The sequence below is a fragment of the Pseudomonas sp. MMS21 TM103 genome (assembly GCF_022132145.1).
Lineage (GTDB): Bacteria > Pseudomonadota > Gammaproteobacteria > Pseudomonadales > Pseudomonadaceae > Aquipseudomonas.
The window spans coordinates 85768-112519 of sequence record NZ_JAJISP010000009.1 but is presented as its reverse complement, the minus strand read 5'-3'; the positions used below and the strand labels follow the sequence as shown (position 1 = coordinate 112519).

Here is a 26752-nt window from a genome sequence, read left to right as displayed (position 1 = left end):
CGCCTGATCCAGGCGCCTAGGGCCAACCTCCAAACCAAAGGAGCAACGGGAGGATGGCAGGCACAGTTACCCATGGTTTGAGTCACATCACTGACTCGATAGACCGACCCGGCGAGAGGGTGTAGCTCACCGGATCGGCCATGCTTGGCGCTATTGCTGCAACGGCTTGATCGACAGCAGCGTCGCCTGCATGACTTCGCTCTTGAACTGGAATATCACCTGCTGGCCGACCTGCACTTGAGACAGTTGCCCGGGCGTCGCCTTGAAGCCCATGGTCATCGCCGGCCACTTAAGCGCAGGCACGGGGCCATGGGCGATGGTGATACTGCCTTTCTGGCTGTCGATGGCCTTGACGGTGCCGGAAGCCTGGGCGGTTGCCGCAGCCCCCGATTGCTCCATCTGCATCTCTTTCATGGGCATCTCGTCCATGGGCATGGCAGGCATTTCGGCGGCGAAGAGCGGTTGGCCGAGGACCAGCGTCAGTGCACCTAAGAGGCTGTAGTTCATGCGAGTTTTCCTTCTGCTGGGTTGGGTATGAATTCAGAGGTCTTGCGTCGACGCATCAATCTATAGGCCGCCGGCAACACGAACAGCGACAGCAGCGGCGCGCTGAGCATGCCGCCGACCATGGGCGCGGCGATGCGGCTCATCACCTCGCTGCCGGTACCGCCACCGAGGAGGATCGGCAGCAGGCCGGCGATGATCACCGCCACGGTCATGGCCTTGGGCCGCACACGTTGTACCGCGCCTTCGCGGATCGCCTCGACCAGCGCCTGCTCGCTGCTGTCGCCGGCTGCCTCGCGTTCGGCCCAGGCGTTCTTCAGGTAGAGCAGCATGATCACGCCGAATTCCGCCGCGACCCCGGCCAGGGCGATGAAGCCGACCCCGGTGGCCACCGACAGGTGATAACCGAGCAGGTAGAGAAACCAGACCCCGCCGGTCAGGGCGAACGGCAGCGTGGCCATGATCAGCAGCGCCTCGCTGAAGCGGGCGAAGCACAGGTAGAGCAGGACGAAGATGATCAGCAGGGTGGCCGGAACCACCAGTTTGAGCCGCGCGTTGGCCCGCTCGAGGAACTCGAACTGCCCCGAATAGCTCAGGCTGATGCCCGGTTGCAGAGTGACCTGCTCGTCGATGGCGGCGCGCAGATCGGCCACCACCGAGGCCAGGTCACGGCCCCGCACATCCACATAGACCCAACCCGAAGGCCGTGCATTCTCGCTCTTGAGCATCGGCGGGCCGTCGCTGACCCTGACCCGTGCCACCGTGCCCAAGGTGATCTGGCTGCCCTGGGGGGTGTAGATCGGCAACTGTTCTAGCCTGCCCAGCGAGTCGCGCCATTCGCGCGGGTAACGCACGCTGATGGGGAAACGCGCCAGCCCCTCGATGGTCTCGCCGACATTCTCACCGCCGATGGCGCTGGACACGATCGACTGCACATCGGCGATGTTCAGGCCGTAACGCGCCGCCGCCGCCCGGTCGATGTCGACATCGATATAGCGCCCGCCGGTCAGCCGCTCGGCCAGGGCCGAACTCACCCCGGGCACGCCTTTGGCGACCTTCTCGATGGCCAGGGTGGCCGCATCGATCTGCGCCAGGTCGGTGCCGGCGACCTTGACCCCGATCGGGCTCTTGATCCCGGTAGCGAGCATGTCGATGCGATTGCGGATCGGCGGAATCCAGATATTGGTCAGTCCGGGCACCTGCACCACCCGGTCCAGTTCCTCCACCAGCTTGTCCGCGGTCATGCCGGCGCGCCACTGCTCGCGCGGCTTGAACTGGATGGTGGTCTCGAACATCTCAAGCGGCGCCGGGTCGGTGGCGGTTTCGGCGCGGCCGGCCTTGCCGAATACATGGGCGACTTCCGGTACCGTCTTGATCAGCCGGTCGGTCTGTTGCAGCAACTGCGCGGCCTTCTGCGCCGACAATCCGGGCAGGGCCGAAGGCATGTAGAGCAGATCGCCCTCGTCCAGCGGCGGCAGGAACTCGCCGCCCAGCTGCGACAGCGGCCACAGGGTGCTGAGAAACACCAGCAGCGCGACCAGCAGGGTGGCCTTGGGCCGTCGCAGCACGGCGTCAAGCGCCGGCTGGTAGATACGGATCAGCCAGCGGTTCAGCGGGTTGCGCGCCTCATCGGGAATCCGCCCGCGAATCCAGTAGCCCATCAACACCGGCACCAGGGTCACCGACAGTCCCGCGGCGGCGGCCATGGCATAGGTCTTGGTGAAGGCCAGCGGGCCGAACAGCCGGCCCTCCTGGGCCTGCAGGGTGAACACCGGAATAAACGACAGGGTGATGATCAGCAGGCAGAAGAACAGTGCCGGGCCGACTTCCACCGCCGCATCGGTAATCACCCGCCAGTGCTGGGCGCCCTTGAGTTCCTCGCCGGGATGCGCCTCGCGCCAGGCCTCGATCTTCTTGTGCGCGTTTTCGATCATCACCACCGCGGCGTCGACCATGGCGCCGATGGCGATGGCGATGCCGCCGAGCGACATGATGTTGGCGTTGATGCCCTGCTGCTGCATGACGGTAAAGGCGATCAGCACCCCGACCGGCAAGGACACGATGGCCACCAGCGAGGAGCGCAGGTGCCAGAGGAAGGCCGCGCAGACCAGCGCCACCACGATGAACTCCTCCACCAGCTTCTCGCCGAGGTTGCGCACCGCGCGGTCGATCAACTTGCTGCGGTCGTAGGTGGTGACGATCTCCACCCCCTCGGGCAGGCTGCCCTTGAGTTCCTCGAGCTTGGCCTTGACCGCGTCTATGGTGCTGCGCGCGTTCTTGCCACTGCGCAGGATCACCACGCCGCCGACCACCTCGCCCTCGCCATCGAGTTCGGCGATGCCGCGGCGCATCTCCGGCCCCACCTGGATATGCGCCACCTCGCCGAGGGTCACCGGCACGCCGCCGGCATCCAGGCGCAGCGGGATGGCGCGAAAGTCGCTGAGGGTTTTCAGATAACCCGAGGCGCGCACCATGAACTCGGTCTCCGCCAGTTCCAGCACCGCGCCACCGGTTTCCTGGTTGGCCCGGCCGATGGCCGCCGTCACCTCGGCCTGGGTGATACCCAGGCTGGCCAGCTTGATCGGGTCGAGCTGCACCTGGTACTGCTTGACCATGCCGCCGATGGTCGCCACCTCGGCGACGTTGGCCAGGGTCTTCAGCTCGAACTTGAGGAACCAGTCCTGCAGCGCGCGCAGCTGCGCCAGGTCGTGAGTGCCCGTGCGGTCGACCAGGGCGTACTGGTAGATCCAGCCGACCCCGGTGGCGTCCGGCCCCAACGACGGTTTGGCGCTGGCCGGCAAGCGACTCTGGACCTGGCTGAGGTATTCCAGCACCCGCGAACGCGCCCAGTAGAGATCGGTGTCGTCCTCGAACAGCACATAAACGAAGCTGTCGCCGAAGAACGAGTAGCCGCGCACGGTCTTCGCCCCCGGCACCGAGAGCATGGTGGTGGCCAGCGGGTAGGTCACCTGGTTCTCGACGATCTGCGGCGCCTGGCCCGGATAGGGCGTGCGGATGATCACCTGCACGTCGGACAGGTCCGGCAGCGCATCGATGGGCGTGTTCTGCAGCGACCAGACGCCCCAGGCGGTGGCGAACAGGGTCGCCAGCACCACCAGGAAACGGTTGGCCACCGACCAGCGGATCAGCGCGGCGATCATGGCTGCGCCTCCTGATGGCCATCGTGGCTGCTATTTTCCTGGGGCACGGGCGCCAGGCGCTCGATGCGCTCTATCTGCATCCCGTCGTCGTCGGCGCGCACCCCGACCCGGACCCGGTCGCCGGGTTTCAAGCCTTCCAGTAGCGCCAGATCGGCGACCGGAAACAGCATGCTCATGCCCGGCATACCCAAGGTCTTGAACGGGCCATGGGTGAGCATCACCCCACCGTCTTCGATGGCATCGATCTGCCCTTCGGCTTCGTGCAGGGCAGGCTGCAGTTTGACCTCGGCCGCAGGCGCGCCCAGTTCCTGGGCCAGGATGCCGCGCAGGCTGGCCTCGGAATCGAGCAGGAACTGCCCGGAGGCGACCACCTGCTGGCCCTCCTCCAGCCCCTCGAGGATCTGGGTATTGCCCTCGGCCTCCTGGCCCAGGCGGACTTCCACCGGGCGGTAGCGCCCCTCGCCCTCGGCGAGCATCACCAGGGCGCGGCGACCGCTGCGAATCACCGCCTCGCTCGGCACCAACAGCGCATCGTGCTCGGCCGGGCGGGCCAGGCGTACCTGGGCGGTCAACCCCGGACGCAGGCGGCCATCGGGATTATCCAGCTCGACCCGTACGCGCAGGGTGCGGCTGTCCAGGTTGGCCTGGGGCAGGATGGCCTCGATGCTGCCGCCGAGCACTTCGCCGGGAAACGCCGGCAGGCGCGCCTCTACCAGCTGGCCTTTATGCAGGCCCAGGGCTTCGGCCTCGGGCACCGCCACGTCCAGCCAGACGCTGCGCAAGCCGTTGATGGTCGCCAGGGTGTCACCCGCCATCAGGTTCATGCCTTCGCGTACCTCGAGTTTCTGCAGCACGCCGGCGATCGGACTGGTCACCGTCCACAGCGCCTGTACCTTGCCGCTGCGCTCGAACCGGGCGATCAGCGCCGCCGGCATCCCGGCCAGGCGCAGGCGTTGGCGCGCCGCGGCCAGCAGGGCGGGATCGCCGGCATCGCGCAGGGCCAGATAGTCCTCCTGGGCACTGACCCATTCGGGCACCAGCAGGTCGGCCAGGGGCGCGCCGGCCTCGAGCAGGTCCTCGGGGGCACGGGCATAGACCCGCTCGACGAAACCGCCAGTACGCGCCTGGACCACGGCGATATCGCGGCTGTTGAAGGTCAGGTTGCCGACCACTTCCAGGCTGTTGGCCAGCGCCCCGCGGGTCACCGGGGCCAGGCGCATGCCGAGGTTCTGGGTGATGCTCGCATCGATGCTGATGGCGGCGCTGTCGCCGCCCTCGTCGGCATAGCGCGGCACCAGCTGCATGTCCATAAAGGGCGACTTGCCCGGCTGATCGAATTTTTGCTGCGGCACCATCGGGTCGTACCAATACAGCACCTTGCGCTCATCTGCGGCGCCGGTTTCCTCCGCGGCCATGGCCATCTCAGGTCCCAGGTTCACCGATTGCTGGGCGAACCAGTAGCCGCCCGCCGCGCCGATGCTCAGTACCAGCGTGGCCAACAGCGTCGTTTTAACTATTCGAGCACTCATTGGCTCACCTCTTCATAAGCGAAATGCAGACGGGCACTGGTCAGCGCGCGCTGTTGGGCGAAGTCGATGTGTTTCAGACGCGTCTCGATCAGCTCTCGCCGGGCGGCGATCACGCTGGCCAGCTCGCCGTTACCTGCGCGATAGCCGGCCAGGGTCAGCGCGACCTTTTCCTCGGCCAGCGGCACCAGGCTGTCCTGGCTGCGGCGCAGTGCGCGGTCGAGGCGCTGGTACTCGGCCAGGTCGTCGGCCAACTGCTGCGCATGCTCGCGCTCGGCCGCTTCGCGCTGGGCGTGCAACTGGCTGAGCGTGGCCTGCTTGGCGGCGATCCTAGGGTTCTGCCGGGAGCCCGGGAACAGCGGCAGATCGAAGCTGAACTGCACGCTCATCATGTCGCCGAACGCGTCATCACGCTTCTGGTAGGCCAGCTGCCAGCTCCAGTCGGATTGCTTGTCCGCTTCGGCCTGGCGCACCTCGGCTTGCGCTTCATCGGTCATGGGATCGAACAGCACCAGTTCGGGATGGCGTTGCAGACTGTGCCGATAATGCTCGGCATCCACCGGCCAGTTCGGCAGGCGACCGGTCAGGGGTTCATCGGCGCGCGGGCCGACCCAGCGGCGCAGGGCCGCGCGTTGTTGCGCCCGGCTTTGCTGCAGCTGGTCCTCCTGTTCGGCGAGCAGCGCCGCTTCCTGTTTGGGGCCAACGCTGTCGGCAGGCTGGCCGCGTCCACCGGCCAGGCGCGCACGCACCGCTTTGACCAACAGATCGTTTTCGGCATAGAGGGTCTGGAACAGCGCCAGCTTCTCCTCGACGGCGAGCGCCGAGATCCAGGCCAAGGCGGTTTGCCGGCGGACCTTGAGCCGTTCGACCCGCTGTTCCAGCGTCGCGCGCTCGACCCCGGCCTCGGCCACCTCCACCCGGGCCCGACGCTTGGCGCGATTGGGCACCTCTTGCATGACCCCGACCATCTGCATGGTCATGGGCTCGCGGTCGAGGCGACCGCGGTTGTCACCCTCGATCGGCACGTTCTGCAGCCCCAGCAACAGCTTGGGATCGGGCAGCGCGCCGGCGGGGATGGCCGAATTACGCGACGCCTCGACTTGCGCGGCTTGCGCGGCCAGCGAAGGCGCCTCGCGTTCGGCCTGGCGCAAGGCCTCGTCGAGGGTCAGGGCCGCGACCGGCATGCTGAACAAGACAGCGGCCAGCGCCCCGGCCGCCAAACGGCCGGGGAAGGAAAAAGAACGGAACATGCGGGTGATTCCTGTCGATATCGCGCGCTATGGGCGCGCAACGGCCATCGAGCCGCCTGGGCTACACGATGGGGTTCGAAACGGGACGGGAATCAGGCGCGGGGGGGACGCCAGGGGGCAAGCGTGGGTCGGGACAGGGGGTCAGCTTGGCTATACAACGGGACGTCGACAGCGGCCGGCAACAGTTTGAGCTTCAGCGGGTAACCGTCGACCAATGGCAGGCAGGCGCTGGAACACTTGGTCATATCCGGGCACAACTGATCGCCGCCCTGCATCGCCGCCTCGTCACAGCAGTCGCTCGCCTTCGGTACGTCCTCGCTCATCGGGCAGGGTTCGCCGACCAGCAGCGAACCCGCCAGGCTCTGCAAGGGCAGGACCAGGGCCAGGAGCAAGACCAGACTGAGGCGACGGAAGGCGTTCATGCCGGGCAGTCTAGCCGCGCACCTGCTCAGGAGCAATTGACAAGGGTCAATTACCTGGTCGAAGGCCGTAGCCGACCTATACTTTTTTCTCCAGCAACCCAGGGCGGGCGATCGAGTCGCCCCCATAACCGCAAGAGGAGCAGACCATGACCATCCGCATTGGCGACGAAGCCCCCGACTTCAGCGCCGACACCACCGAAGGCCCCCTGCACTTCCATGAATGGATAGGAGATGGCTGGGCCATCCTGTTTTCCCATCCCAAGGACTTCACCCCGGTGTGCACCACCGAACTGGGCTACATGGCCAGGCTCAAGCCCGAATTCGACAAGCGCAACACCAAGATCGTCGGCCTCAGCGTCGACCCGGTCAGCGACCACCGGGCCTGGGTCGGCGACATCGAGGAAACCCAGGGCCATGCGGTCAACTACCCGATGATCGGCGACCCCGACCTCAAGGTGGCCAAGCTCTACGACATGATCCACCCCAATGCCAGCGGCGGCCCGCGCACCGCGGTGGACAACGCCACGGTGCGCTCGGTGTTCATCGTCGGCCCGGACAAGAAGGTCAAGGCCATGCTGGTCTACCCCATGAGTGCCGGGCGCAACTTCGACGAGGTCCTGCGCTTGCTCGATGCACTGCAACTCAACGCCAAACATACGGTGGCCACGCCGGTGAACTGGAAACCCGGCGACGACGTGATCATCCCCACCTCGGTGTCCGACGAAGAGGCCAAACGCAAGTACCCGCAGGGCTTCAAGACCCTCAAGCCCTACCTGCGCGTGGTGGCGCAACCCAAGTAGCGGCAATGGGCGAGGTGGAAAATCGGCTGGGGTTTTCCACCAGCGACGGACGCAGCCGGACACCAGGCGCAGAAGCAGCAAAGCTTCGCGGCGCCATGACTGGGTACGCTCGCGCCCCTGCTCATTCGCATGATCTGGCTACTCGTGCGCAAGCATGCATTACGGCCACAAGTGCTGCGTCGGTGCAATTTCCCGGCGGTATGGGGTGACCAGAGCTGGGGTGGCTGGATGACGCCTGGTTCAGCCACCACCTGGATTGTTCGATGGCTGCAACGTCCGCTTCACGGCCGTCGCCAAGCGTTGTTACAACTGCTTGCTTGCTCGTCGTGACCAGCAGTCATAGCATGACCGGCAGTCACAGCCAGATAAGTTCCTGCCCATGCGCCTTCAAGACCGACTCTTCCTGCAGCGCGAAAGCGCCCTCCTCGATGCCGCGCGCCTGCTGTTTCGCCAGCAGCCCTGGGATCGGGTGACCATCGCCGAGGTGGCAACCGAGGCCGGTATCGGCAAGGGCACGGTGTACAAGCACTTTCCCAGCAAGGAGGCGCTCTTTGCCCGCCTGGTGCTGGACATGAGCCGGGCGAATCTCGACGAACTGCGTGCCTTGCATGCCGCGCAGCCGCCGCACCTGGCCATGCGCCAGGTAATCCGCCGCGCCTTCGAGCAGATGCTCGCCGACCCGATCCTCACGCAACTGTGCCAGCACTGCGACCGCCCGGCCTTTCAGGAGCGCCTGGAGGCTCCCTACCGCGAGGAGTTCCTGCAGCTGGAACGTGACTACGTTGCCTTCTTCGGCCAGCTGCTGCAGAGCACCTTCGGCGAGCCTGCCCTCTGTCACGCCGATTGCCAGTACCTGTTGTGGGGCGTGGAGGCCTGTATCAACGGGGTAATGGCACGCATCGCCTCCGGCGGCTTCGAGCACTGGGCCGAGCCCATCGCCCTGAGCGACTACTTCGACCGCGTCACCGATTTCATCATCGCCGGCCTGCGTGGCCAGGCCGCCAACCTTTGCGCCCCATCCGCCAGCCGCGAGTAACCGCTCATGTTCAGTCAAGTGTCCAAACGTCCATGGTTGATCGCCGTCGCCATCAGCGTCTTGCTGCTGCTGTGGCTGCTCAGCGGCTCGCTGTTCAAGGCACAGAAAACCGCCAGCGCCGATCAGCCCGTCGTGGAGCAGGGGCTGGCGAAAGTCGAGATCCAGTGGCTGGAGGCCCAGCCGATGCAGCGCCAGCACGTGGTCCAGGGCCAGGTCGAAGCCTGGCGCCGGGTCGAATTGCGCGCGCAGATCAGCGCCAGCGTGCTGCGCCTGGACCGGGACAAGGGCCAGCCGGTCGAACAGGGCGAGTTGCTCCTCAGCCTGTCGCCGGACGACCGCACCGCCCAGGTGGCGCGCAGCGAAGCCGAAGTGCGCCAGCGCGAGACCGACGTCAGTTCGGCCAAACGCCTGCGCGAGCGCAACCTGTTTTCCGCCAACGAGCTGCTGCGCCTGGACAGCGAGCTGGCCAAGGCCCGCGCCGAACTGGCCACGGCCCGCCTGCATCTGGGCAACACCCGCATCGAGGCGCCCTTCGCCGGGGTCTACGACGCGCGCCAGGTCGAGCTGGGCGACTTCGTCCAGCCCGGGCAGAGCCTGCTGACCCTGGTCGACATCCGCCAGCTCAAGGTCAGCGCGCAGATCGCCCAGCAGGAGGTGATCCAGCTGACCCTTGGCCAGCCGGTACGCGTGCAGCTGCTCGACGGCCGCGAGCTTGCCGGTGAGCTGCATTTCATCGCCGCCGCCGCCGACCCCGACTCGCGCAGCTTCCGCATCGAGGTGCGGGTCGACAACCCCGAGCGGCAGCGCCTGGCCGGGGCCAGCGCCACCCTGCACATCCAGACCGGCGAGGCCATGGCCCACCGCGTCTCCCCGGCCCTGCTCAGCCTGGATCAGGCCGGCCGGCATGGGGTGAAGTGGGTCAACGCGCAGCAACGGGTCGAGTTCACCCCGGTCACGCTGATCAGCGTCGACAATCAGGGCGCCTGGGTCAGCGGTCTGCCGCCGCGGGTCGCGCTGATCACCCTCGGCCAGGGTTTCGTCGAACCCGGCCAGCAGGTGCTCAGCCAACTCGCCAGCGAGGACAGCTGAAATGCACGCTCTGATCGCCGCGGCGCTGGACCGCAGCCGCACTAGCCTGCTGCTGCTGGCCTTTCTGCTGATCGGCGGCCTGGCCGCCTATGTGGCCATCCCCAAGGAAGCCAACCCGGACGTCAGCATCCCGATCATCTACGTCTCGGTCAGCCTGGAAGGGATCAGCCCGGAAGACGCCGAGCGCCTGCTGGTCAGGCCGCTCGAGCAGGAGTTGCGCAGCCTCGAAGCGGTCAAGGAAATGCGCTCGATGGCCAGCGAGGGGCATGCCTCGGTGACCCTGGAATTCGATGCCGGCTTCGACGCCAAGGCGGCGCTGATCGATGTGCGCGAGAAGGTCGACAGCGCGCGCAGCAAACTGCCGGAGGAAGCCGAGGAACCGACGGTCAACGAGGTCAACGTGGCGCTGTTCCCGGTGCTGTCGATCGGCCTGTCCGGGCCCATCGCCGAAGCGCAGCTGGTGTATGTCGCCCGCCAGTTGAAGGAGAACATCGAAGGCATCGCCGAGGTGCTCTCGGTGGAGATCGGCGGCGATCGCGAGGACCTGCTGGAAATCGTCGTCGACCCACAGGTGCTCGACGGCTACGGCATCGACTACAGCGAGCTGTTCAACCTGGTCAGCCGCAACAACCGCCTGGTCGCCGCCGGCAGCCTGGACACCGGCGCGGGACGCATGAGCCTGAAGGTCCCCGGGGTGATCGAGAACCTGGAAGACGTGCTGGCCATGCCGATCAAGGTGATCGGCGGCAGCGTGGTGACCTTCGGCGACGTCGCCAGCATCCAGCGCACCTTCAAGGACCCGACCGGTTTCGCCCGGATCAACGGCCAGCCCGCCATCGTCCTGGAGGTGGCCAAGCGCAGCGGCGCCAACATCATCGCCACCATCGAGCAGATCAAGGCGCTGATGGTCCAGGCCCAGCCGCTGCTGCCCGAAGGCCTGCAGGTCAACTACATCATGGATCAGTCGCAGGAAGTCGAGAGCCTGCTCGGCGACCTGCTCAACAACGTGATGACCGCCATCGTCCTGGTGCTGATCCTGGTGGTGGCGAGCATGGGCCTGCGCTCGGCGCTGCTGGTCGGCCTGACCATTCCCGGCGCCTTCCTGACCGGCATCCTGCTGATCTGGATGCTCGGCTTCACCCTCAACATAGTCGTGCTGTTCAGCCTGATCCTGGTCGCCGGGATGCTGGTGGATGGCGCCATCGTGGTCTCCGAGCTGGCCGACCGCAACCTGCACCAGGGCCAGAACCCGCGCCAGGCGTGGGCCAACGCGGCGACGCGAATGGCCTGGCCGGTGATCGCCTCCACCGCCACCACCCTGGCGGTGTTCCTACCGCTGCTGTTCTGGCCCGGGGTGGTCGGCCAGTTCATGAAATACCTGCCGGCCACGGTGATCGTCTGCCTGCTCGCCTCCCTGGCCATGGCCCTGGTGTTCCTGCCGGTACTGGGTGCGGTAACCGGCGGTCGCCCGCAGCCGCTGCCGGGCACGCCCAGCCGTGGCGCCCGGGCCTACCGTAAACTGCTCGACAGACTGCTGCGCCGGCCGGGCCTGGCCCTGCTCGGCATTCTCGCGCTGGTTGCCCTGATCTATGCCGGCTACGGCCGCTACAACCATGGCGTGGAGTTCTTCCCCGAGGTCGAGCCGGATAATGCGCAGATCTGGCTGCGCGCCCGCGGCGATCTGTCGGTGCAGGAAAAGGACGCCCTGCTGCAACAGGTCGAACGTCGCCTGCTCGGCATGAGCGAGGTCAAGGCGCTGTACGCCCGCTCCCTGGCACAGCCGGACGGCCAGCTCGGGGTCGACGTGATCGGCACCCTGCAGTTCCAGTTCGTCGACTGGCATGAGCGGCGCCCGGCCCGGCAGATTCTCGCCGACATGCGCGAGCGCAGCGCCGACATTCCCGGGGTGGTCCTCGAGTTCCGCGGACAGGAACAAGGCCCCAGCGGGGGCAAACCGGTCAAGCTGCAGATCGGCGCCCTGGATCCGGCCAAGGCCGATCGATTCGTCGAGCGGCTGCGCGCCAGCATGCTCAGCATCGGCGGCTTCCAGGACATCGAAGACGACCGTGCCCTGCCCGGCATCGAATGGCGGATCAAGGTCGACCGCGAGGCCGCCGCGCGCTTCGGCGCCGACGTGCTGAGCGTCGGCAACGCCGTGCAGATGGTCAGCAATGGCCTGAAACTGGCGACCTACCGGCCGGAGGACGCCACCGACGAGGTGGACATCCGCGTGCGCCTGCCCGCCGACTGGCGTTCGCTCGACCAACTCGGCCGCCTGACCCTGAACACGCCCAGTGGCCAGGTGCCGCTGGGCAACTTCGTCGCCCTCGAGCCGGCGCCCAAGGTCGGCACCCTGCGCCGGGTCGATGGCAACCGCACCATCACCCTGCAGGCCGATCTGGCCGAAGGCGCGCGCCTGGACGAACGCCTGCAAGCACTGCGCGAAGCCATGGGCGAGCCGCCGACGGACGTGCAGCTGACCTTCGCCGGCGAGGATGCCGACCAGCGCGAGGCCGCGGTCTTCCTGGCCACCGCCTTCGGCGTGGCGATCTTCCTCATGGCGCTGATCCTGGTAACCCAGTTCAACAGCCTGTACCAGGCGCTGCTGGTGCTGTCCGCCATCGTCCTGTCCACCGCCGGGGTGCTGATGGGCCTGCTGGTCAACGGCCAGTCGTTCGGCATCGTCATGGTCGGCATGGGCCTGATCGCCCTGGCCGGCATCGTGGTGAACAACAACATCATCCTCATCGACACCTACAACCAGCTGCGCCGCCAGGGCCTGGAGCCGCGCGCGGCGGCGCTGGAAACCGGCAGCCTGCGCCTGCGCCCGGTGCTGCTCACGGCGGTGACCACCATTCTCGGCCTGATGCCCATGGTGCTCGGGGTCAATGTCGACCTGCTGGCCCCGAGCCTGGGTCTGGGCGCGCCCTCGACCCAGTGGTGGACCCAGCTGTCCAGCGCGATCGCCGGCGGCCTGAGCTTCGCCACCGTGCTGACCCTGCTGCTGACCCCCTGCCTGCTGGTGCTCGGCGCGCGTTTCGAACGCCGCCCGCCGCCGCTGGAAACCTACGACGACGACCTGCTCGACTTGCCGGAACACCTGCTCGCGCCGCTGCAGGGCAAAGCCCGTGTGAGCAGCAGCTAGAGTAACTACAGATACCCAGGGCACACCCACGGACTGGGGCCTACACCATCTGCAACGACTGCTTGCAGGTCGGCCCCGGGTAAGCGGCATCGATCAGCGCCAGGTCTGCGCCACTCAGTTGCACGGACGCCGCGGCGGCGTTCAACCGCAGATGCTCGGCATCGACCGCTTTGGGGATGGCAATCACCCCCGGCTGGCGCAACAGCCAGGCCAGCGCGACCTGCGCCGGGGTGACGCCATGCGTCTCGGCCACCTGGCGCAACGCCGGATGGCGCAGCAGTTGCCCGGCCTGACCCAGCGGGCAGTAGGCCATCAGTGGCATGCCCTGGCCCTGCTGCCAGGGCAGCAGGTCGAACTCGATGCCGCGCGCCTCGGGGTTGTACAGCACCTGGTTGGTGGCGCAGCCTGCGACGCCCAGATCGTGCAATTCCTGCAAATCGTCCAGGTCGAAGTTGGACACACCCCAGCGGCCGATCTTGCCCTCCTCGCGCAGACGTTCGAAAGCCTCGACGGTTTCCGCCAGCGGGTACTGACCACGCCAGTGCAACAGATAGAGGTCGATCCGCTCGGTTCCCAGCCGCTTCAGGCTGCGCGCGCAGGCCGCTGCCAGACCTTGGCGGCTGGCGTTGTGCGGATAGACCTTGCTGATCAGGAAGACCTGCTCGCGCAAGCCCGCAAGCGCCTCACCCACCACCCGTTCGGCGCCGCCTTCGCCGTACATCTCGGCCGTGTCGATCAGGCGCAGGCCCAACTCGATGCCCTCGCGTAGCGCCGCCACTTCCGCGCGCCGCTGGCTGGCCACCTCGCCCATGCGCCAGGTGCCCTGTCCGATCACCGGCACCGTCACACCGGCCAGTTCAAGCGTTCCCATCATCTCGCTCCTCGTTCAATCCGTTCGCCAGGGATCATAGCGGCCGCACGCCCCTCCCGCAGCCGGCCCGCCCAAGCGCCGCAGCGCTGACCAGCCGGCGGCTTTCGATGGGCGGTTCGCGCACGGCGGCGGTCCAGGCAGCGGCATTGGCCTGCCAACCGAGGGCACGCTGCTCACGGTGATCGCGCTGCATAAGTCACTCGACGATAAAAAAATATTGTCGTAGCCGTGCCGGCTCCCTTGTGACACCGTCTCGCCCGGCATCGCTCTGCTCGCCAACTTCGCCGTGGCATGCAGGCCCTGCTGAAATCTTTGCGACCTGGTCAAGGCCACTAGCGTCTACTTCTTCAAGCAGCGACTAAGCTGTTGTGAAGTACTACCTGGGGTCAGACCAAGCAATTATGGGTGTATTACGCAAATCCGACGCGCCAGAACAGGTGCCTCCGAGCAACACAAAACCGGCGTTCCAGCTGAAACCGGTCAGGCACTCCAGCAAGCTGCGCATCGCCATCTGGCTGATTCTGGTACTGCTGGTGGTGGCAGCTGCGCTGCTGGTCGTTTTCGAGATGCGTACCGCGTATTTCCAGGCCTACTACCTCAGCCGCTACAGCAATAGCCTGAGCTACCGCGTGCAACCAGGCCCCAGCCCGGCGATCGTCTATCCGCAGGACGGCCCCTTCGACAAACGCCTGGGTTACAGCTACCTGCCGCTGATGCTGGAGCGCCTGCAACAGCGCGACTTCGAGATCACCCAACAGGCACAGTTCTCGCCGCCGTTGCTCGACTACACGCAACGTGGCTTTTTCACCCCCTATCCGGAAAAAATCCAGGCCGGCCTGAGCATCAGCGACTGTCGCGGTACGCCCTTCTACGAGTTCCGCCACCCGCAGCAATTCTATCCGAGCTTCAGCGCCATCCCGCCGCTGGTGGCGGGCAGCCTGCTGTTCATCGAGAACCGGCACCTGCTCGACCAGGAACACCCCCAGGCCAACCCGGCAGTGGACTGGCCGCGCTTCGCCATGGCGGCCATCTCGCAGGTCGGCAAGGCGCTGGATGTGCAGGATCAATCCGCAGGCGGCAGCACCCTGGCCACCCAGCTGGAAAAATATCGCCACTCGCCAGACGGCCTGACCCACTCGGCCAAGGAAAAACTGCGGCAGATGGTCTCGGCCAGCGTGCGTGCCTACCAAAATGGGCCGCAGACCCAGGCGACGCGGGAAAACATCGTGCGTGACTACCTCAACAGCGTGCCGCTCTCCGCCGCGCCCGGGCACGGCGAGGTGCATGGCCTGGCCGATGGCTTGCGCATCTGGTTCGGTGCCGACTTCGCCCAGGTCAATCGCCTGCTCGACCCCGAACGCTCGCCCGAGGCGAGCAATGCCGAACGCGGCCTGGCCCTGCGCCAGGTGATGGCGATGATGATTGCCCAGCGGCGACCCTCCTATTACCTGGCCCAGGGCCGCAGTGAGCTGGACCAGCTGATCGACAGCCATATCCGCGTGCTTGCAGGGGGCGGCCTGATCGACCCGGCATTACGCGATGCGGCCCTGGCCCGGCAGTTGCGCTACCGCAACTGGGTGCTGGAGCCAAACCTGCAAATGGTCGACGGCAACAAGGGCATCAGCGTGGCCCGCACGCGCCTCTCCAACCTGCTCAACATGCCGCTGTATGACCTCGACCGCCTGGACCTCTCTGCCAGCACCACCCTCAACAACGAACTGCAACAAGCGGTCAGCGTCTACCTGGAGCGACTCGCCGATCCCGCCTTTGCCGAGCAGATCGGCCTGTTCGGTGAGCGCCTGCTGTCGGCCGAAAAAACCGGCGAAGTGCGCTACAGCTTCACCCTGTTCGAACGCACCGCCAATGGCAGCCGGGTGCGCGTGCAGACCGACAACACCGATCAACCCTTCGACATCAACGAAGGCAGCAAACTGGAGCTCGGCTCCACCGCCAAACTGCGGGTGATGGCCACCTACCTGGAAATCATCGCCGAATTGCACCAGCGCCATAGCGGCCAGAGCCCCAGCGAACTGCGCGCGGTGGAAGTCGCCGACCAGGACTACCTGACCCGCTGGGCCCTCGACTACCTGCGGCAAAACCCCGGAGCCGAGCTGCCGGCCATGCTCGACGCCGCCCTGGAGCGCAAGTATTCCGCCAGTCCCTACGAGCGCTTCTTCACCGGCGGCGGCCTGCACACCTTCGGCAACTTCCGCCGCGAAGACAACGGTCGCAACCCGACCCTGCGCGATGCGCTACGCGAGTCGATCAACCTGCCTTTCATCCGTCTGATGCGCGACCTGGTGCGCTATAGCACCTACCAGGCGCCGGGCAACAGCGCCGAGCTGCTGAAGAACGACAAGAATCCGCGCCGCCAGGCCTACCTCAGCCGCTTCGCCGACAGCGAAGGCAAGACCTTCCTCCTGCGCTTCTGGCGCAAATACCAGGGCCAGCCGGCGCAGCAACGCCTCGAGACCTTCCTCAGCGGCCTGCGCCACACCTCGGTACGCCTGGCCGCTGTGCACCGTTATCTGATGCCGGAAGTCGACGAGACGACCTTCGCCGCCTTCCTGCGTGCCCATGTGCCCAACGAGAAACTCAGCGACAAGCGCATCCGCGAGCTGTACCTGAACTACGGCCCCGGCGCCTACAGCCTGCCTGACCAGGGCTATATCGCCCGCGTCCACCCGCTGGAACTGTGGCTGCTCGGCTACCTGCTGGAACAACCCGAGGCCAGCTTCAGCGACGCGGTGGTCGCCAGCCGCGACCAGCGCCAGGAAGTCTACGGCTGGTTGTTCCGCAGCCGCCACAAGAGCGCCCGCGACAGCCGTATCCGCATCATGCTGGAGGTCGAGGCCTTCCTCGATATCCACCACCGCTGGCAGAAACACGGCTACCCCTTCGAATACCTGGTGCCGTCGCTGGCCACCGCCATTGGCAGTTCCGGCGACCGTCCGGCGGCACTGGCGGAATTGATGGGTATTATCCAGAACGATGGTATCCGCCAACCCACGGTGCGCATCGACAGCCTGCATTTCGCCGCCGACACGCCCTACGACACCCAGGTCAAGCGCAACGCCCTGAACGGCAAACGGGTGATGCCCAGCGAAGTGGCCGCAGCCCTGCGCGGTGCACTCTCGCAAGTGGTCGAAGGCGGTACCGCACGGCGCCTGCAGGGCAGCTTCAGCCTGGCAGACGGCCGTCTGCTGACCCTCGGCGGCAAGACCGGCACCGGCGACAACCGGGTCGAAACCGTTGGCCGCGGCGGACGCGTACTCAGTTCACGGGCGATGAACCGCACCGCCACCTTCGTCTTCTTCATCGGCGCGCGCCATTACGGCACCCTCACCGCCTTTGTGCCCGGGCGCGCCGCGGAGAAATTCACCTTCACCTCGGCGCTGCCGGTGCAGGTGCTCAAAGGCATGGCGCCGATCCTCGCGCCCTACCTGGAGCCGGGCAGCTACAGCCAATGCGTCCCCCCACTGACACCGGTGCAGGCCAGCTGGAAGTAACTATCAGGCGTGGACTCGGGGCGAATGCGGCTTACCCGGTTCCTGGAGGGTGGATAAGCCCAAGTGCAATCCGGGACGCGCTGGTCAGGCCTTTTTCTGCAGGCGGATATACAGCGTCTCGACCTTCTCCCGCGCCCAGGGGGTTTTGCGCAGGAAAGTCAGGCTGGACTTGATGCTCGGGTCGCTCTTGAAGCAGCGGATATCGATACGCGCCGCCAGGCCATCCCAGCCCAATTTCGCCACCAGCTCGTTGAGGATGGCTTCCAGGGTGACACCATGCAGCGGGTCTTTCGGCGTTTGAGTCATGCGAAACCTGTGTCGACAGCGTGGCGAGGCGCACCGGCTGACAGACTTGTGGCACGCGTAGGGGGATATTCTGACCTGACTCAGCAGCCAGCTCCAGCGCAAAAGCGCCGCCCCTGGCTCAGCGGCCCGGGCCAGCCTCAACGAGCGTCGATGATGAACGGCAGTTCGCGGTTGTGCGCCGGGTCGAACTGGCGGCGCGCGGTATGGTTGAGGTGACGGCCGTAGACATGGAACGACAGGCTGGTGTGCGGCGTTTCATTGATCACGCTATGGATGCTGCCACTGGGCATCGCCAGCACCTGCCCGGGTGCAATGCACTGCTCGTCCAGGCGTTGCAGCTCGGCATAACCGGGGCGCGTGGCATCGTCCAGGCGTTGCCAGAAAATATTGCGCTCACAGCCCTCGACGCCCACCACCACCGCCCAGGTGTCGTGGTCATGGGGGGGCACGCCGCGTCCGGGCAGCCAGCTGTCGACCACCACGAACAGTGACTGATCGGCCTCGACGTGCAGCAGACTGGTGCCAAAGCCCAGCTGCGGATCGGCGCTGTACATGTCCGCCCGCAGCCAGCCGCGTTCGGCGACGACCCGCCTGGCCAGCGGTGCGACTTGTGCCAGCAGGCTGGCCTCATCGGCGGCGGTCGCGACGATGCGCCGCAAATCGCCGATAAAGCGCTCAAGGGTGTAACTATCGATGCTCATCCACAATCTCCAGCCCAGTCGCAACCTGGGCAGCCGTAATGAAAAAGGCCCGCCTCCGAGAAGGAGGCAGGCCCTTGTTTCACACCACGCGCAAGGCTCAGCTGGCCGCGGCGCGCGAGTCGTCAACGCTGGTGAATTGCAGGCTGGCTGCAGGTTCGCTCAGCAGGGCGCGATGCAGGGCCATGGCCATCAGCACCAGGATTACCGCAATCGGCAAGGCGGCGCAGATACTCGCGGTCTGTACGCTCTTGAGTCCGCCCGACCAGAGCAGGGCCGCGGCGATGGCACCGACCATCAGCCCCCAGGCCACGCGACTCCAGGTCGGCGGATGAATGTTGCCGCGGGCGGCCAGGGTACTCACCACCAGGGTCCCGGAGTCGGCCGAGGTGACGAAGTAGGTCACGATCAGCAGCGAAGCCAGCGCCCCGAGCAGCGTGCCAAAGCTGACACCGGCGCTCTGCTCGATCTTGTCGAACAGGGTGAACAGCGAGGCGGTGGCATCGGCCTTGGTCGCCAGCAGGATGGCGCCGCCGTCGAACTCGGCGGCGTCACCGCTCAGCGTCTGACTCGCCACCTGTTCCTGATGAGCCAGGCGATCGGCCTTCTCGTAAAACAGCGCGGCGCCGCCGAAGGTACCGATCCAGACGAAGCTGAACAGCACCGGAATGATCAGCGACCCCATTACCAGCTGGCGAATGGTGCGGCCACGGGAAATCCGCGCGATGAAGGTGCCGACGAAGGGCGCCCAGGTCAGCCACCAGGCCCAGTAGAAGGCAGTCCACCAGTTCTGCCAGCCGGCATCTTTCTGGGTGTCGCTCCACAGGCTCATGCCGATCACGCTCTGGGCGTAACCGGAGGTGCCTTCGAGAATGGTGTTGAGGATGTAGCGGGTCGGCCCGAACGCCATCACCGCGGCCAGGATGACCAGCGACAACAGCATGTTCCACAGTGACAGCAGTTTGATGCCGCGGTCGACGCCGGACACCACCGACATGATCGCAATCAGGGAAATCGCCAGGATCAGGCCCATCTTCAGGCCGATGCCCAGCTCGAAGCCGCTCAGGGTCTTGATCCCGGTCGCCAGCTGCTCGACGCCGAGGCCGAAGGAGGTGGCGATACCGAACGCGGTGACGACCACGATCAGGATGTCGAACATGCTACCCAGCCAGCCGTTCATCCGCGCCTCGCCGAACAGCGGGGTCAGGGTCGAGCGGATCGACAGCGGCTTGCCCTTGCGGAAGGAGAAGTAGGCCAGGCACAGCGCCGGCAGCAGGTAAAGCGCCCAGGCATGCATGCCCCAATGGAAGAAGGTCACGCGCATCGCCGACTCGGCCGACTCGGCACTCAGGGTGGTGACGCTGAAGGGGTTGCCGGCGTAATGCCACATGGGTTCGGCCACCGACCAGAACAGCAGGCCAATGCCCATGCCGGCACTGAACAACATGGACAACCAGGAAATCGTACTGAACTCGGGCTTTTCGCCGTCCTTGCCGAGGGTGACATTGCCGTAACGGCTGGTCATCAGATACAACAGGTAAACCAGCACGGCCGAGGCCATGGCCAGATAGAACCACTTGAAGTTCTGCAGGATAGTCGTGGAAAGCTCGCCGAACAGTGCCCCGGCTTGCTCACCCATGACGGCGCAAAAGCCGACGAAGGCCGCAATTATCAGGATCGAGATCAAGGTTATCCCGGCATCGACGCCGCGAAAAACCCCGCTGGAATTACTCATAGCATGTGCTCCATTATTATTGTCTGTACGCCTCTGTGCACGCTGGACCCAGGGCGAGCTGATGAATCTGTGCGGTTACCTCCAGGCTGTTTTATCAGCCCCCAACAACTCGATAAAAAACCAACTTCTGACACATGGTTCTCATACCAACAATCAATGAGCTTCAATCATTAATCGACTCACAACAGCGTTTGTCTTCTCCTGCCTAAACAGCACTCGAGCTTGCACACGGAACCCACCCCGAGCGGGGCAACATCACTATCCATAAGTTTGCCAAGTGCATCCGCACGCCACGCCAAAACTTGGCGAACGGATGATTATTTGGCGGCTGACTATAGGGTCACGGGGCAACCCAAAAGTATTCTATCCACGTCCTCCGCCGATCCATTCGCGCCAAACTCGGCACAAGTAGTTCGGCCAACGACAGAGGCAGGCGATGTGCCTGCCTCGTCGGCGAGGCCGTAGGTCAGCCGCGCGGCTCCTGGCTCAGCGCCTTGAGAAAGCCGATCATCAGGAACAGCATCAGCACCATGAACGGCAGGCCCATGGCCACGGCCCCGGCCTGAATGCCTTTGAGCGCCGTATCGCCGCCAATCACGAACAAGGTGATGGTCACCAGGGCAATCATCACCAGCCAGAGCACGCGCTGCACCGGCGAGGTACCCGGGTCGCCGCCCGCCGCCAGATTGTCGACCACCAGGGCACCGGAGTCCATGGAGGTGACCATGAAGATGACCAGCAGGACCACCACCAGCACCGAGGTGACGGCCGCCAGAGGCAGCATTTCGAGGAACTGGAAGATCGCCATGTTGACGTCCGTCAGACCGGCCGCCAGCGCCCCACTGCCGTCAATGACCTGGGCTATCGCGCCGCCACCGAAGGCGCTGAACCAGAAGATCGCCACGATGGTCGGCACCACCATTACCACGCCGACCATCTGCCGCAGCGTGCGGCCCCGGGAGACGCGGGCGACGAACACCCCGACCAGCGGACCCCAGGTGCACCACCAGGCCCAATAGAACACGGTCCAGCCCTGGAACCAGTCCTGATCCGGACGATCGACCCAGTTGGCCAACGGCAGGAAGAACTCGGCAAAGTCGACAGTCGTGTCCAGCACGCCCGAGAAGAAGCTCAGCACGCCAATGCCCGCGACCACCAGCAGGAACAGGCCCAGCGCCAGCAGCATGTTGATGTTACTCAGCAGTTTGACCCCGGCATCCATGCCGCGCCACAGCGAGAATCCGGCCACGCCAGTCACCACCAGGATGAACAGCAGCTGCAGGCCGAAGGAGTTGGGAATACCCAGCACATGCGAGATCCCGGCGGTCGCCTGCATGGCGCCGAGGCCCAGGGAGGTGGCCAGACCGAACACCGTCAGCACTACGGTAAAGGTATCCACCAGTTGCCCGGGCAGGCCCTTGTGCGCCTTGCCGATCAGCGGCTGAAGGCCGGAGCTGAGAGAAAACGGCAGGCCCTTGTTATAGGCAAAGAAACCCACCACCAGTGCGCTGGTCAGGTAGATCGCCCAGGGATGAAAACCCCAGTGGAAAATGGTCGAGCCCATGGCCGCGTGCAATGCTTCCGGGGTCTGTTTGGGGACGTTGAGCGGGGTCTTCCACCACTCGGTGTATTGCGCCACTGGCTCCGCCACGCCCCAATACAACAGGCCGACGCCCATCCCGGCGGCGAACAGCATGGAAAACCAGGACAGGGTGCTGAATTCAGGCTGAGCGTGCTTACCGCCCAGGCGGATCTTGCCGAATGGCGATAGCGCCAGGCCGGCGCAGAATAGAACAGCCAGATTGCCCATGATCATGATGAACCAGTCGCAGTTCTTCAGGATCCAGCCCTTGACCCCTTCCAGGGCCAGACCGAAGGCCGCGGGGTCATTCAGGGCCAGCAGAACCAAGGCCAGAACAATAGAGAATGAGGCGGGGAAAATAACCCTGTGGAAGTTCAAACCCAGTATTTGGATATTGAAATTCCGGGGTACTGAAGCATCGGCGGCAATGTCTTTCACGCAAGGATCCTCACTGTATTATTTTTGTAGTCATGCCAATACCGAACAGCGTTTTAATGGCGTTGAGCACCACTAAAAACAGACCCGTCGAATTGAACAGATGAGTGATGGTCGGGTAGCTAAGCTACTCGCCACAAATCATTTTATCTGCGCCATTAATGACTTTTGATCATCCATGCGCGCAACTAACAACAGCATTAACAACAAGCGCTGGTGCAGTTCAGACCTGCCGCCATTAACGCCTCGTTCCAGCTGTTGTTTATCGACTCATGGGCCCTCTCAGAGCGAGTACCTGGTACGAGCCTTTCATAACCAGTCGTCCTGCCAAGGGTAGTGCGACAGCGCCTGGCAGCCTTCGCGGGTGATCAGCACCTGCTGCTCGAGCTTGATGCCTTCCTTGCCGCCACGCTCGCCGATATAACTCTCGACGCAGAGCACCATGTTTTCCTCAAACACCCCGTCGTAACCGCTGCTGTCCCAGTCCGCGCCCTTGTGCGCCAGGGCCGGGTACTCGTCGGCCAGGCCGACGCCGTGTACCACGCAGCAATAGCGGTTGTGCAGATAGGGTTGGGGGATATCCCAGGCGCGCTGGACGAACTCGCGATGACTAAGCCCCGGGCGCAGCAGGTCCATGTTGTGCTGGATCTGCTCATGGGCCAGGCGATACAGCTTGCGCTGCTCGGCCGTCGGCGGCACATGGCCGACCGTCCAGGCCCGGGAAATATCCGCGCAGTAGCCGTAGGGGCCGATCAGGTCGGTGTCGAAGCAGACGATCTCGCCCTGCTGCATGATCCGCTCGCTGGACTCCTGCATCCACGGGTTGGTGCGCGGCCCGGAGGCCAGCAGGCGGGTCTCGATCCATTCGCCACCGTGGCGGATGTTCTCGTAGTGCAGCCAGGCCCACAGCTGGTTTTCGCTCATGCCCGGGCGCAGCTCGTCGTGCATGCGCTGGATGCCTTTCTCGCACACGGCGATGGTCCAGCGCATCAACTCCAGTTCGGCGGCGGATTTAATCTTGCGTGCCTGCTCCATCAGGCTGTGGCCCTCGACCAGGGTCAGGCCGCGCTGTTGCAGCAGCTCCAGCCCCTCGAAATCCGCCTTGTCCACCGCCAGCCGAGCCTTGGTGCCGGCATGCTGGCGCAGCACCGCGAGGATGTCATCGGCCCAGACCACGGCCTTCTCGGAAATCCGCGAACCGGCGCCGAAATAGCTCCAGTTGATCGCCGGGCGGATTTCGTCGAGCAATTCGTTGCCCTCGTGCAGGTGTTCGCAGTTGTGGAACTCGAACAGCACCACCGGCCCGCTGGCGAACACCAGGGCGTAGCGGGCGAAGTTGTGCAGGGTCCACACCTGCATGTTCGAGGTGTCGGTGGCGTAGCGGATGTTCACCGGGTCGTAGAGCAGGATCGCCGCGCAATCGGCGGCCAGCAGTTGCTGGCGCACCCGCTGCAGGCGGTAGCCGCGCGCGGCCTGGTGGTTCTCGACGCTGACCGGGTTGCGCAGCGGCTGGCCGGCGGCCTCGTCGGCCAGGTATTTGTTCTTGTTGTCGAACATCAAGGGGTTCCTCTGGAAAAACACCGGCCGGCGGCCGGCATGCGTTCAGATTCTCGGTGGCACGGGCAGCGTGGATTCGGCGGCCGAAACCGGAGCGGATTGCCCGGCGCCGCCCTCGGCCGGCTCCACCGCCGCCGCCAGGGTCGAGCTGGCCAGGCCGATGGGCGTGGCCTGGTGATGCAGCGGCGCATCGGCCTGCAGGTGCTCGCCGGTGACCCGGCCCTGGCCCACCGCCACGGCTAAGAGCCCGGCGCTGGCAGCGAAGAAGTAATACAGGCTGGGCGCACCGAACCACTCCATCAGCGCGCCGGCCAGCAACGGGCCGATACAGGCGCCGATGCCATAGGTCACCAGCAACAGGCCGGCCAGCGACACGCGCAGTTCGGCTTCGATATTGTCGTTGGCCAGGGCCACGCCCAGCGGATACAGGCAGAACTGGAGAAACCCGATGCAGGCACCGACCAGCAGCAGGACGCCAAAGGACGGTTGCTGATAGAACCCCAGCGGCAGGCAGGCGAGGATCAACAGCACCGCCACGGCGCGGATCAGGCTGGCCCGCGGCAAGCGATCGGACAGCCAGCCCAGGGGCAGTTGCGCGACCAACCCAGCGCCGATGACCAGCGCCATGAACTGGCCGACCTGGGCCGTATCCAGCCCCTGCCGACTGGCATAGATGGCCGCCAGGCCATAGAAGCCGCCATTGATCACCCCTGACATCAGGATGGTGATCAACGATTGCGGCACACGCTGGACAAACAGTCTGATATCGACCGGCACCGGCTGCAGCGCGGCCGGGTGCATGCTGCGGGTCAGGGCCACCGGCACCAGGCACAGGGCGAAGGCCATGGCCACGCCGAGCAACGCGCGGATTCCCAGGTCGCCATTCAGGCTCAGGGCCAGCTGACCGAGCACCATGCCGACGTACACCGCGACCATGTAGATGCCCAGCACCTTGCCGCGCTGGTCGCTCTGGGCGCGGTCGTTGAGCCAGCTTTCCAGCACCATCAGCTGGCACATCATCGCCAGACCGACCAAGGCGCGCAGCACCAACCAGAACGGCAAGGCACTGCTGAACTCGTGGGCCAGTACGGCGGCGGAAATCACCCCGGCGCAGGCGACGTAGGTGCGGATATGCCCGACCCGCTCGATCAGCACGCGCCCGACCCTGCCGCCGGCCACCATGCCCAGGGCGTTGGCGGCCATCAGCGCGCCGCCCCAGAACTCGGCCACGCCGTCGGCACTCAGGCGCAGCGCCAGGTAGGTCATCAGCAGGGTCGAGCCCAGCTGCATCAACAGGCTGGCCAGGTACAGGGCGCCAAAGGTCCGGGTCAGGCCGAACATGGGTGCGCCTCCCGGGGCCACCGGCCCATGGCGCGCACCAGCCCTACTGCGAAATGCCTACCCATACCGCGCTCCCCTTGGCTCAGGCCAGGCCGTGACGTTGTTTCCAATCACCCGGATGGACCACGTAGCCGAACAGCGCATGACCGCCATAGACCAGCTCGGTGCCTTCCGGTATCCACAGCAGCTGGCCCGGCTTGACCCGGTACAGCTCACCGTTGGCCTGCAGTTCGAAGCAGCCTTCGATGACGAAGACCACCTCGTCATACAGCAGGGTCCAGTTGACCTCGGCGCCCTCCCAGCGGGCGAAGCCGATACCGATATTCGGCGACACTTCATTGCTGATGGCGCGGGCGACAAAAGCGGCGCCGGGTGGCCCGCCGCGCGGAATGAACTCCAGGTCATGGTGATCGACCAGCAGCACCGGGCCTTTTCCGGAAACGACCCGAGTCATAGCTCGCTCCGACTGTTCCACGCCGCCAGGCGAATGCGCGAACGCACGCCGAGGCCAAGGAAAGGTTCCGGCGGGTTCAGCGACGGCATGCCGGTGACCGCCTGGATATCGCGTAACTGCGCCGAATCGGCGCCCACCGCCAGATCGGCCAGCAGGGTGCCGGAGATGGTGCCCCAGGCCGCGCCGACGCCGTTGTCGCAGGCCGAGGCATAGACGCCCTGCTCCAGCTCGCCGAAGAAGTTGGTGAAGTTGCGCGAGATGGCGTAGACGCCGCCCCAGGTGTGGCTGAAGGGTACGTTGACCAGCTGCGGGAAGCGCGCCAGGAAGGCCTTGCGGTGATCCTCGCGCACGCTGGCGCGCATCGCATCGCTGGTGCTCTGGCCGTACTTGGGCACGTGCTTGTAGGTGTTGCGGATCATCAGGCGGCGATCCTGGGTCATGCGCACCGTGGTGCCGGCGTGGTCGGCCGGGGTCAGGCCCCAATCCAGTTCGCCGCCATAGACCTGCAGCTCACTGTCGGTCAGCGGCCGGGTCCAGCTGGCGAAGGTCATCACCGGCAACAGGCGGTTGCGCAGGAAACCGAATTCCTGGGTGAAGATGCTGGTGCCGAGCAGCAGCTGCGGAGTACGGATGCGGCCGTTATTGCCGTGCAGAATCCAGCCGCCCTGACCATCGCGCTCCAGGCGCTGGATCGGCGATTCCTCGAGCAGTTCCACGTTGCCCGGCAACGAACCACCCAGGCCAGTGACCAACGCCGCCGGCTGCATCAGGTAGCAGCCCGGGGTGTAGATCGCCCGACTGTAGTGCCGGCTGCCGACGACCTTGGCCAACTCCTCGCGCTCGACCCAGTGGAAGGGCTCGCCGAGCTGGCTGAGCAGGTGCTCGAAATGCTCCAGATAGGCCAGGCCGCGCGGGCCCACGGCGCCCTGGTACTTGCCGGCGTGCGACCACTGGCAATCGATGCCGTGGCGCTGGATCAGCCCCTGCAACTGGGCGATGGCGGCGCGATTGAGGCCGAGCAGGCGCTGCTTGTGCGCCGGGTCCGGGTGCTCGAGGGCGAACTTGTGCGGCAGGTCGATGACGAAACCGGAGTTGCGCCCCGACGCGCCGTAGCCGACGCGCTGGGCGTCGACCAGCAGGATGCGCGCCTGCGGATGGTGCTCGGCCAGCCGGCGGGCGGCGGCCAGGCCGGCAAAGCCGGCACCGATGACCGTGAAATCGGCGCGCTGCTCGCCCTGCAAACGCGTCGCGGGCTTGGCCGCCGGCAGTGCGGCGTACCAGCCGCAGCTGGCGTCGTCGTAGGGCAGGTTGATCTTCTTGCTCATGTTGGT

General features: G+C 65.6%; 19 protein-coding genes. 5 read left to right on the top strand and 14 right to left on the bottom strand.

Annotated elements, in window-relative coordinates; all coding sequences use genetic code 11:
- Window positions 1-150: 150 nt before the first annotated feature.
- From LJY18_RS21615 to LJY18_RS21595, 5 genes are all read right to left on the bottom strand, one after another.
- Window positions 151-507 carry a copper-binding protein gene (locus LJY18_RS21615; protein WP_238044360.1) on the bottom strand — a complete coding sequence of 119 codons (357 nt, stop codon included), beginning with the start codon at window positions 505-507 and terminating at the stop codon, window positions 151-153.
- Window positions 504-3665: an efflux RND transporter permease subunit gene (locus LJY18_RS21610; RefSeq protein WP_238044359.1), complete on the bottom strand. Its 3162-nt coding sequence runs from the start codon at window positions 3663-3665 to the stop codon at window positions 504-506. The genes LJY18_RS21615 and LJY18_RS21610 overlap by 4 nt, the downstream gene beginning before the upstream one ends.
- Entirely contained in the window at window positions 3662-5194 is a 1533-nt protein-coding gene (locus LJY18_RS21605; RefSeq protein WP_238044357.1) for an efflux RND transporter periplasmic adaptor subunit, read from the bottom strand. Before LJY18_RS21605 ends, LJY18_RS21610 begins: the two co-directional genes overlap by 4 nt.
- Window positions 5191-6441 (bottom strand): TolC family protein, encoded by a 1251-nt coding sequence (locus LJY18_RS21600; RefSeq protein ID WP_238044355.1) that lies wholly within the window; start codon window positions 6439-6441, stop codon window positions 5191-5193. The genes LJY18_RS21605 and LJY18_RS21600 overlap by 4 nt, the downstream gene beginning before the upstream one ends.
- Before the next feature lie 92 nt (window positions 6442-6533).
- Window positions 6534-6863: a hypothetical protein gene (locus LJY18_RS21595; RefSeq protein WP_238044353.1), complete on the bottom strand. Its 330-nt coding sequence runs from the start codon at window positions 6861-6863 to the stop codon at window positions 6534-6536.
- Window positions 6864-7009: 146 nt separating this feature from the next.
- On the opposite strand from LJY18_RS21595, the gene LJY18_RS21590 reads away from it, so the two are divergent.
- The 4 genes from LJY18_RS21590 to LJY18_RS21575 all read left to right on the top strand — a co-directional run bounded on the left by LJY18_RS21590 (window position 7010) and on the right by LJY18_RS21575 (window position 12933).
- Window positions 7010-7663 carry a peroxiredoxin gene (locus LJY18_RS21590; RefSeq protein WP_238044351.1) on the top strand — a complete coding sequence of 218 codons (654 nt, stop codon included), beginning with the start codon at window positions 7010-7012 and terminating at the stop codon, window positions 7661-7663.
- Between the two features lie 379 nt (window positions 7664-8042).
- Window positions 8043-8699 carry a TetR/AcrR family transcriptional regulator gene (locus LJY18_RS21585; protein ID WP_238044349.1) on the top strand — a complete coding sequence of 219 codons (657 nt, stop codon included), beginning with the start codon at window positions 8043-8045 and terminating at the stop codon, window positions 8697-8699.
- An 18-nt stretch (window positions 8700-8717) separates the two neighbouring features.
- Entirely contained in the window at window positions 8718-9788 is a 1071-nt protein-coding gene (locus LJY18_RS21580) for an efflux RND transporter periplasmic adaptor subunit (protein WP_238044347.1), read from the top strand.
- A gap of 1 nt (window position 9789) precedes the next feature.
- Window positions 9790-12933: an efflux RND transporter permease subunit gene (locus tag LJY18_RS21575; protein WP_238044344.1), complete on the top strand. Its 3144-nt coding sequence runs from the start codon at window positions 9790-9792 to the stop codon at window positions 12931-12933.
- 40 nt (window positions 12934-12973) lie between these two features.
- On the opposite strand, the gene LJY18_RS21570 is transcribed toward LJY18_RS21575, so the two are convergent.
- Complete coding sequence (locus tag LJY18_RS21570) at window positions 12974-13804, bottom strand: aldo/keto reductase (protein ID WP_238044398.1); 831 nt, start codon at window positions 13802-13804, stop codon at window positions 12974-12976.
- Window positions 13805-14205: 401 nt separating this feature from the next.
- Here LJY18_RS21570 and LJY18_RS21565 point away from each other — a divergent pair, with 401 nt between their 5' ends.
- The gene (locus tag LJY18_RS21565) at window positions 14206-17313 is read left to right on the top strand and encodes a transglycosylase domain-containing protein (protein ID WP_238044342.1); all 3108 of its coding nucleotides are present in this window, start codon (window positions 14206-14208) and stop codon (window positions 17311-17313) included.
- Window positions 17314-17397: 84 nt separating this feature from the next.
- Here the strand turns inward: LJY18_RS21565 and LJY18_RS21560 are convergent, their stop codons facing one another.
- The 8 genes from LJY18_RS21560 to LJY18_RS21525 all read right to left on the bottom strand — a co-directional run bounded on the left by LJY18_RS21560 (window position 17398) and on the right by LJY18_RS21525 (window position 26746).
- Window positions 17398-17619, bottom strand: coding sequence for a VF530 family DNA-binding protein (locus tag LJY18_RS21560; protein WP_238044340.1), 222 nt, complete (start codon window positions 17617-17619; stop codon window positions 17398-17400).
- A 137-nt stretch (window positions 17620-17756) separates the two neighbouring features.
- The gene (locus tag LJY18_RS21555) at window positions 17757-18320 is read right to left on the bottom strand and encodes a hypothetical protein (protein WP_238044337.1); all 564 of its coding nucleotides are present in this window, start codon (window positions 18318-18320) and stop codon (window positions 17757-17759) included.
- A gap of 97 nt (window positions 18321-18417) precedes the next feature.
- Window positions 18418-20052 carry a BCCT family transporter gene (locus tag LJY18_RS21550; protein ID WP_238044335.1) on the bottom strand — a complete coding sequence of 545 codons (1635 nt, stop codon included), beginning with the start codon at window positions 20050-20052 and terminating at the stop codon, window positions 18418-18420.
- Between the two features lie 466 nt (window positions 20053-20518).
- Window positions 20519-22072 carry a BCCT family transporter gene (locus LJY18_RS21545; protein WP_238044332.1) on the bottom strand — a complete coding sequence of 518 codons (1554 nt, stop codon included), beginning with the start codon at window positions 22070-22072 and terminating at the stop codon, window positions 20519-20521.
- Between the two features lie 306 nt (window positions 22073-22378).
- Window positions 22379-23626, bottom strand: a complete 1248-nt coding sequence (locus LJY18_RS21540) for a M24 family metallopeptidase (RefSeq protein ID WP_238044330.1) — start codon at window positions 23624-23626, stop codon at window positions 22379-22381.
- A gap of 45 nt (window positions 23627-23671) precedes the next feature.
- On the bottom strand, window positions 23672-24967 hold the full coding sequence (locus LJY18_RS21535) for an MFS transporter (protein ID WP_238044328.1): 1296 nt from the start codon (window positions 24965-24967) through the stop codon (window positions 23672-23674).
- A gap of 82 nt (window positions 24968-25049) precedes the next feature.
- Window positions 25050-25421 (bottom strand): ethanolamine utilization protein EutQ, encoded by a 372-nt coding sequence (locus LJY18_RS21530; protein WP_238044326.1) that lies wholly within the window; start codon window positions 25419-25421, stop codon window positions 25050-25052.
- Window positions 25418-26746, bottom strand: a complete 1329-nt coding sequence (locus tag LJY18_RS21525; protein WP_238044324.1) for an NAD(P)/FAD-dependent oxidoreductase — start codon at window positions 26744-26746, stop codon at window positions 25418-25420. Before LJY18_RS21525 ends, LJY18_RS21530 begins: the two co-directional genes overlap by 4 nt.
- Window positions 26747-26752 lie beyond the last annotated feature (6 nt).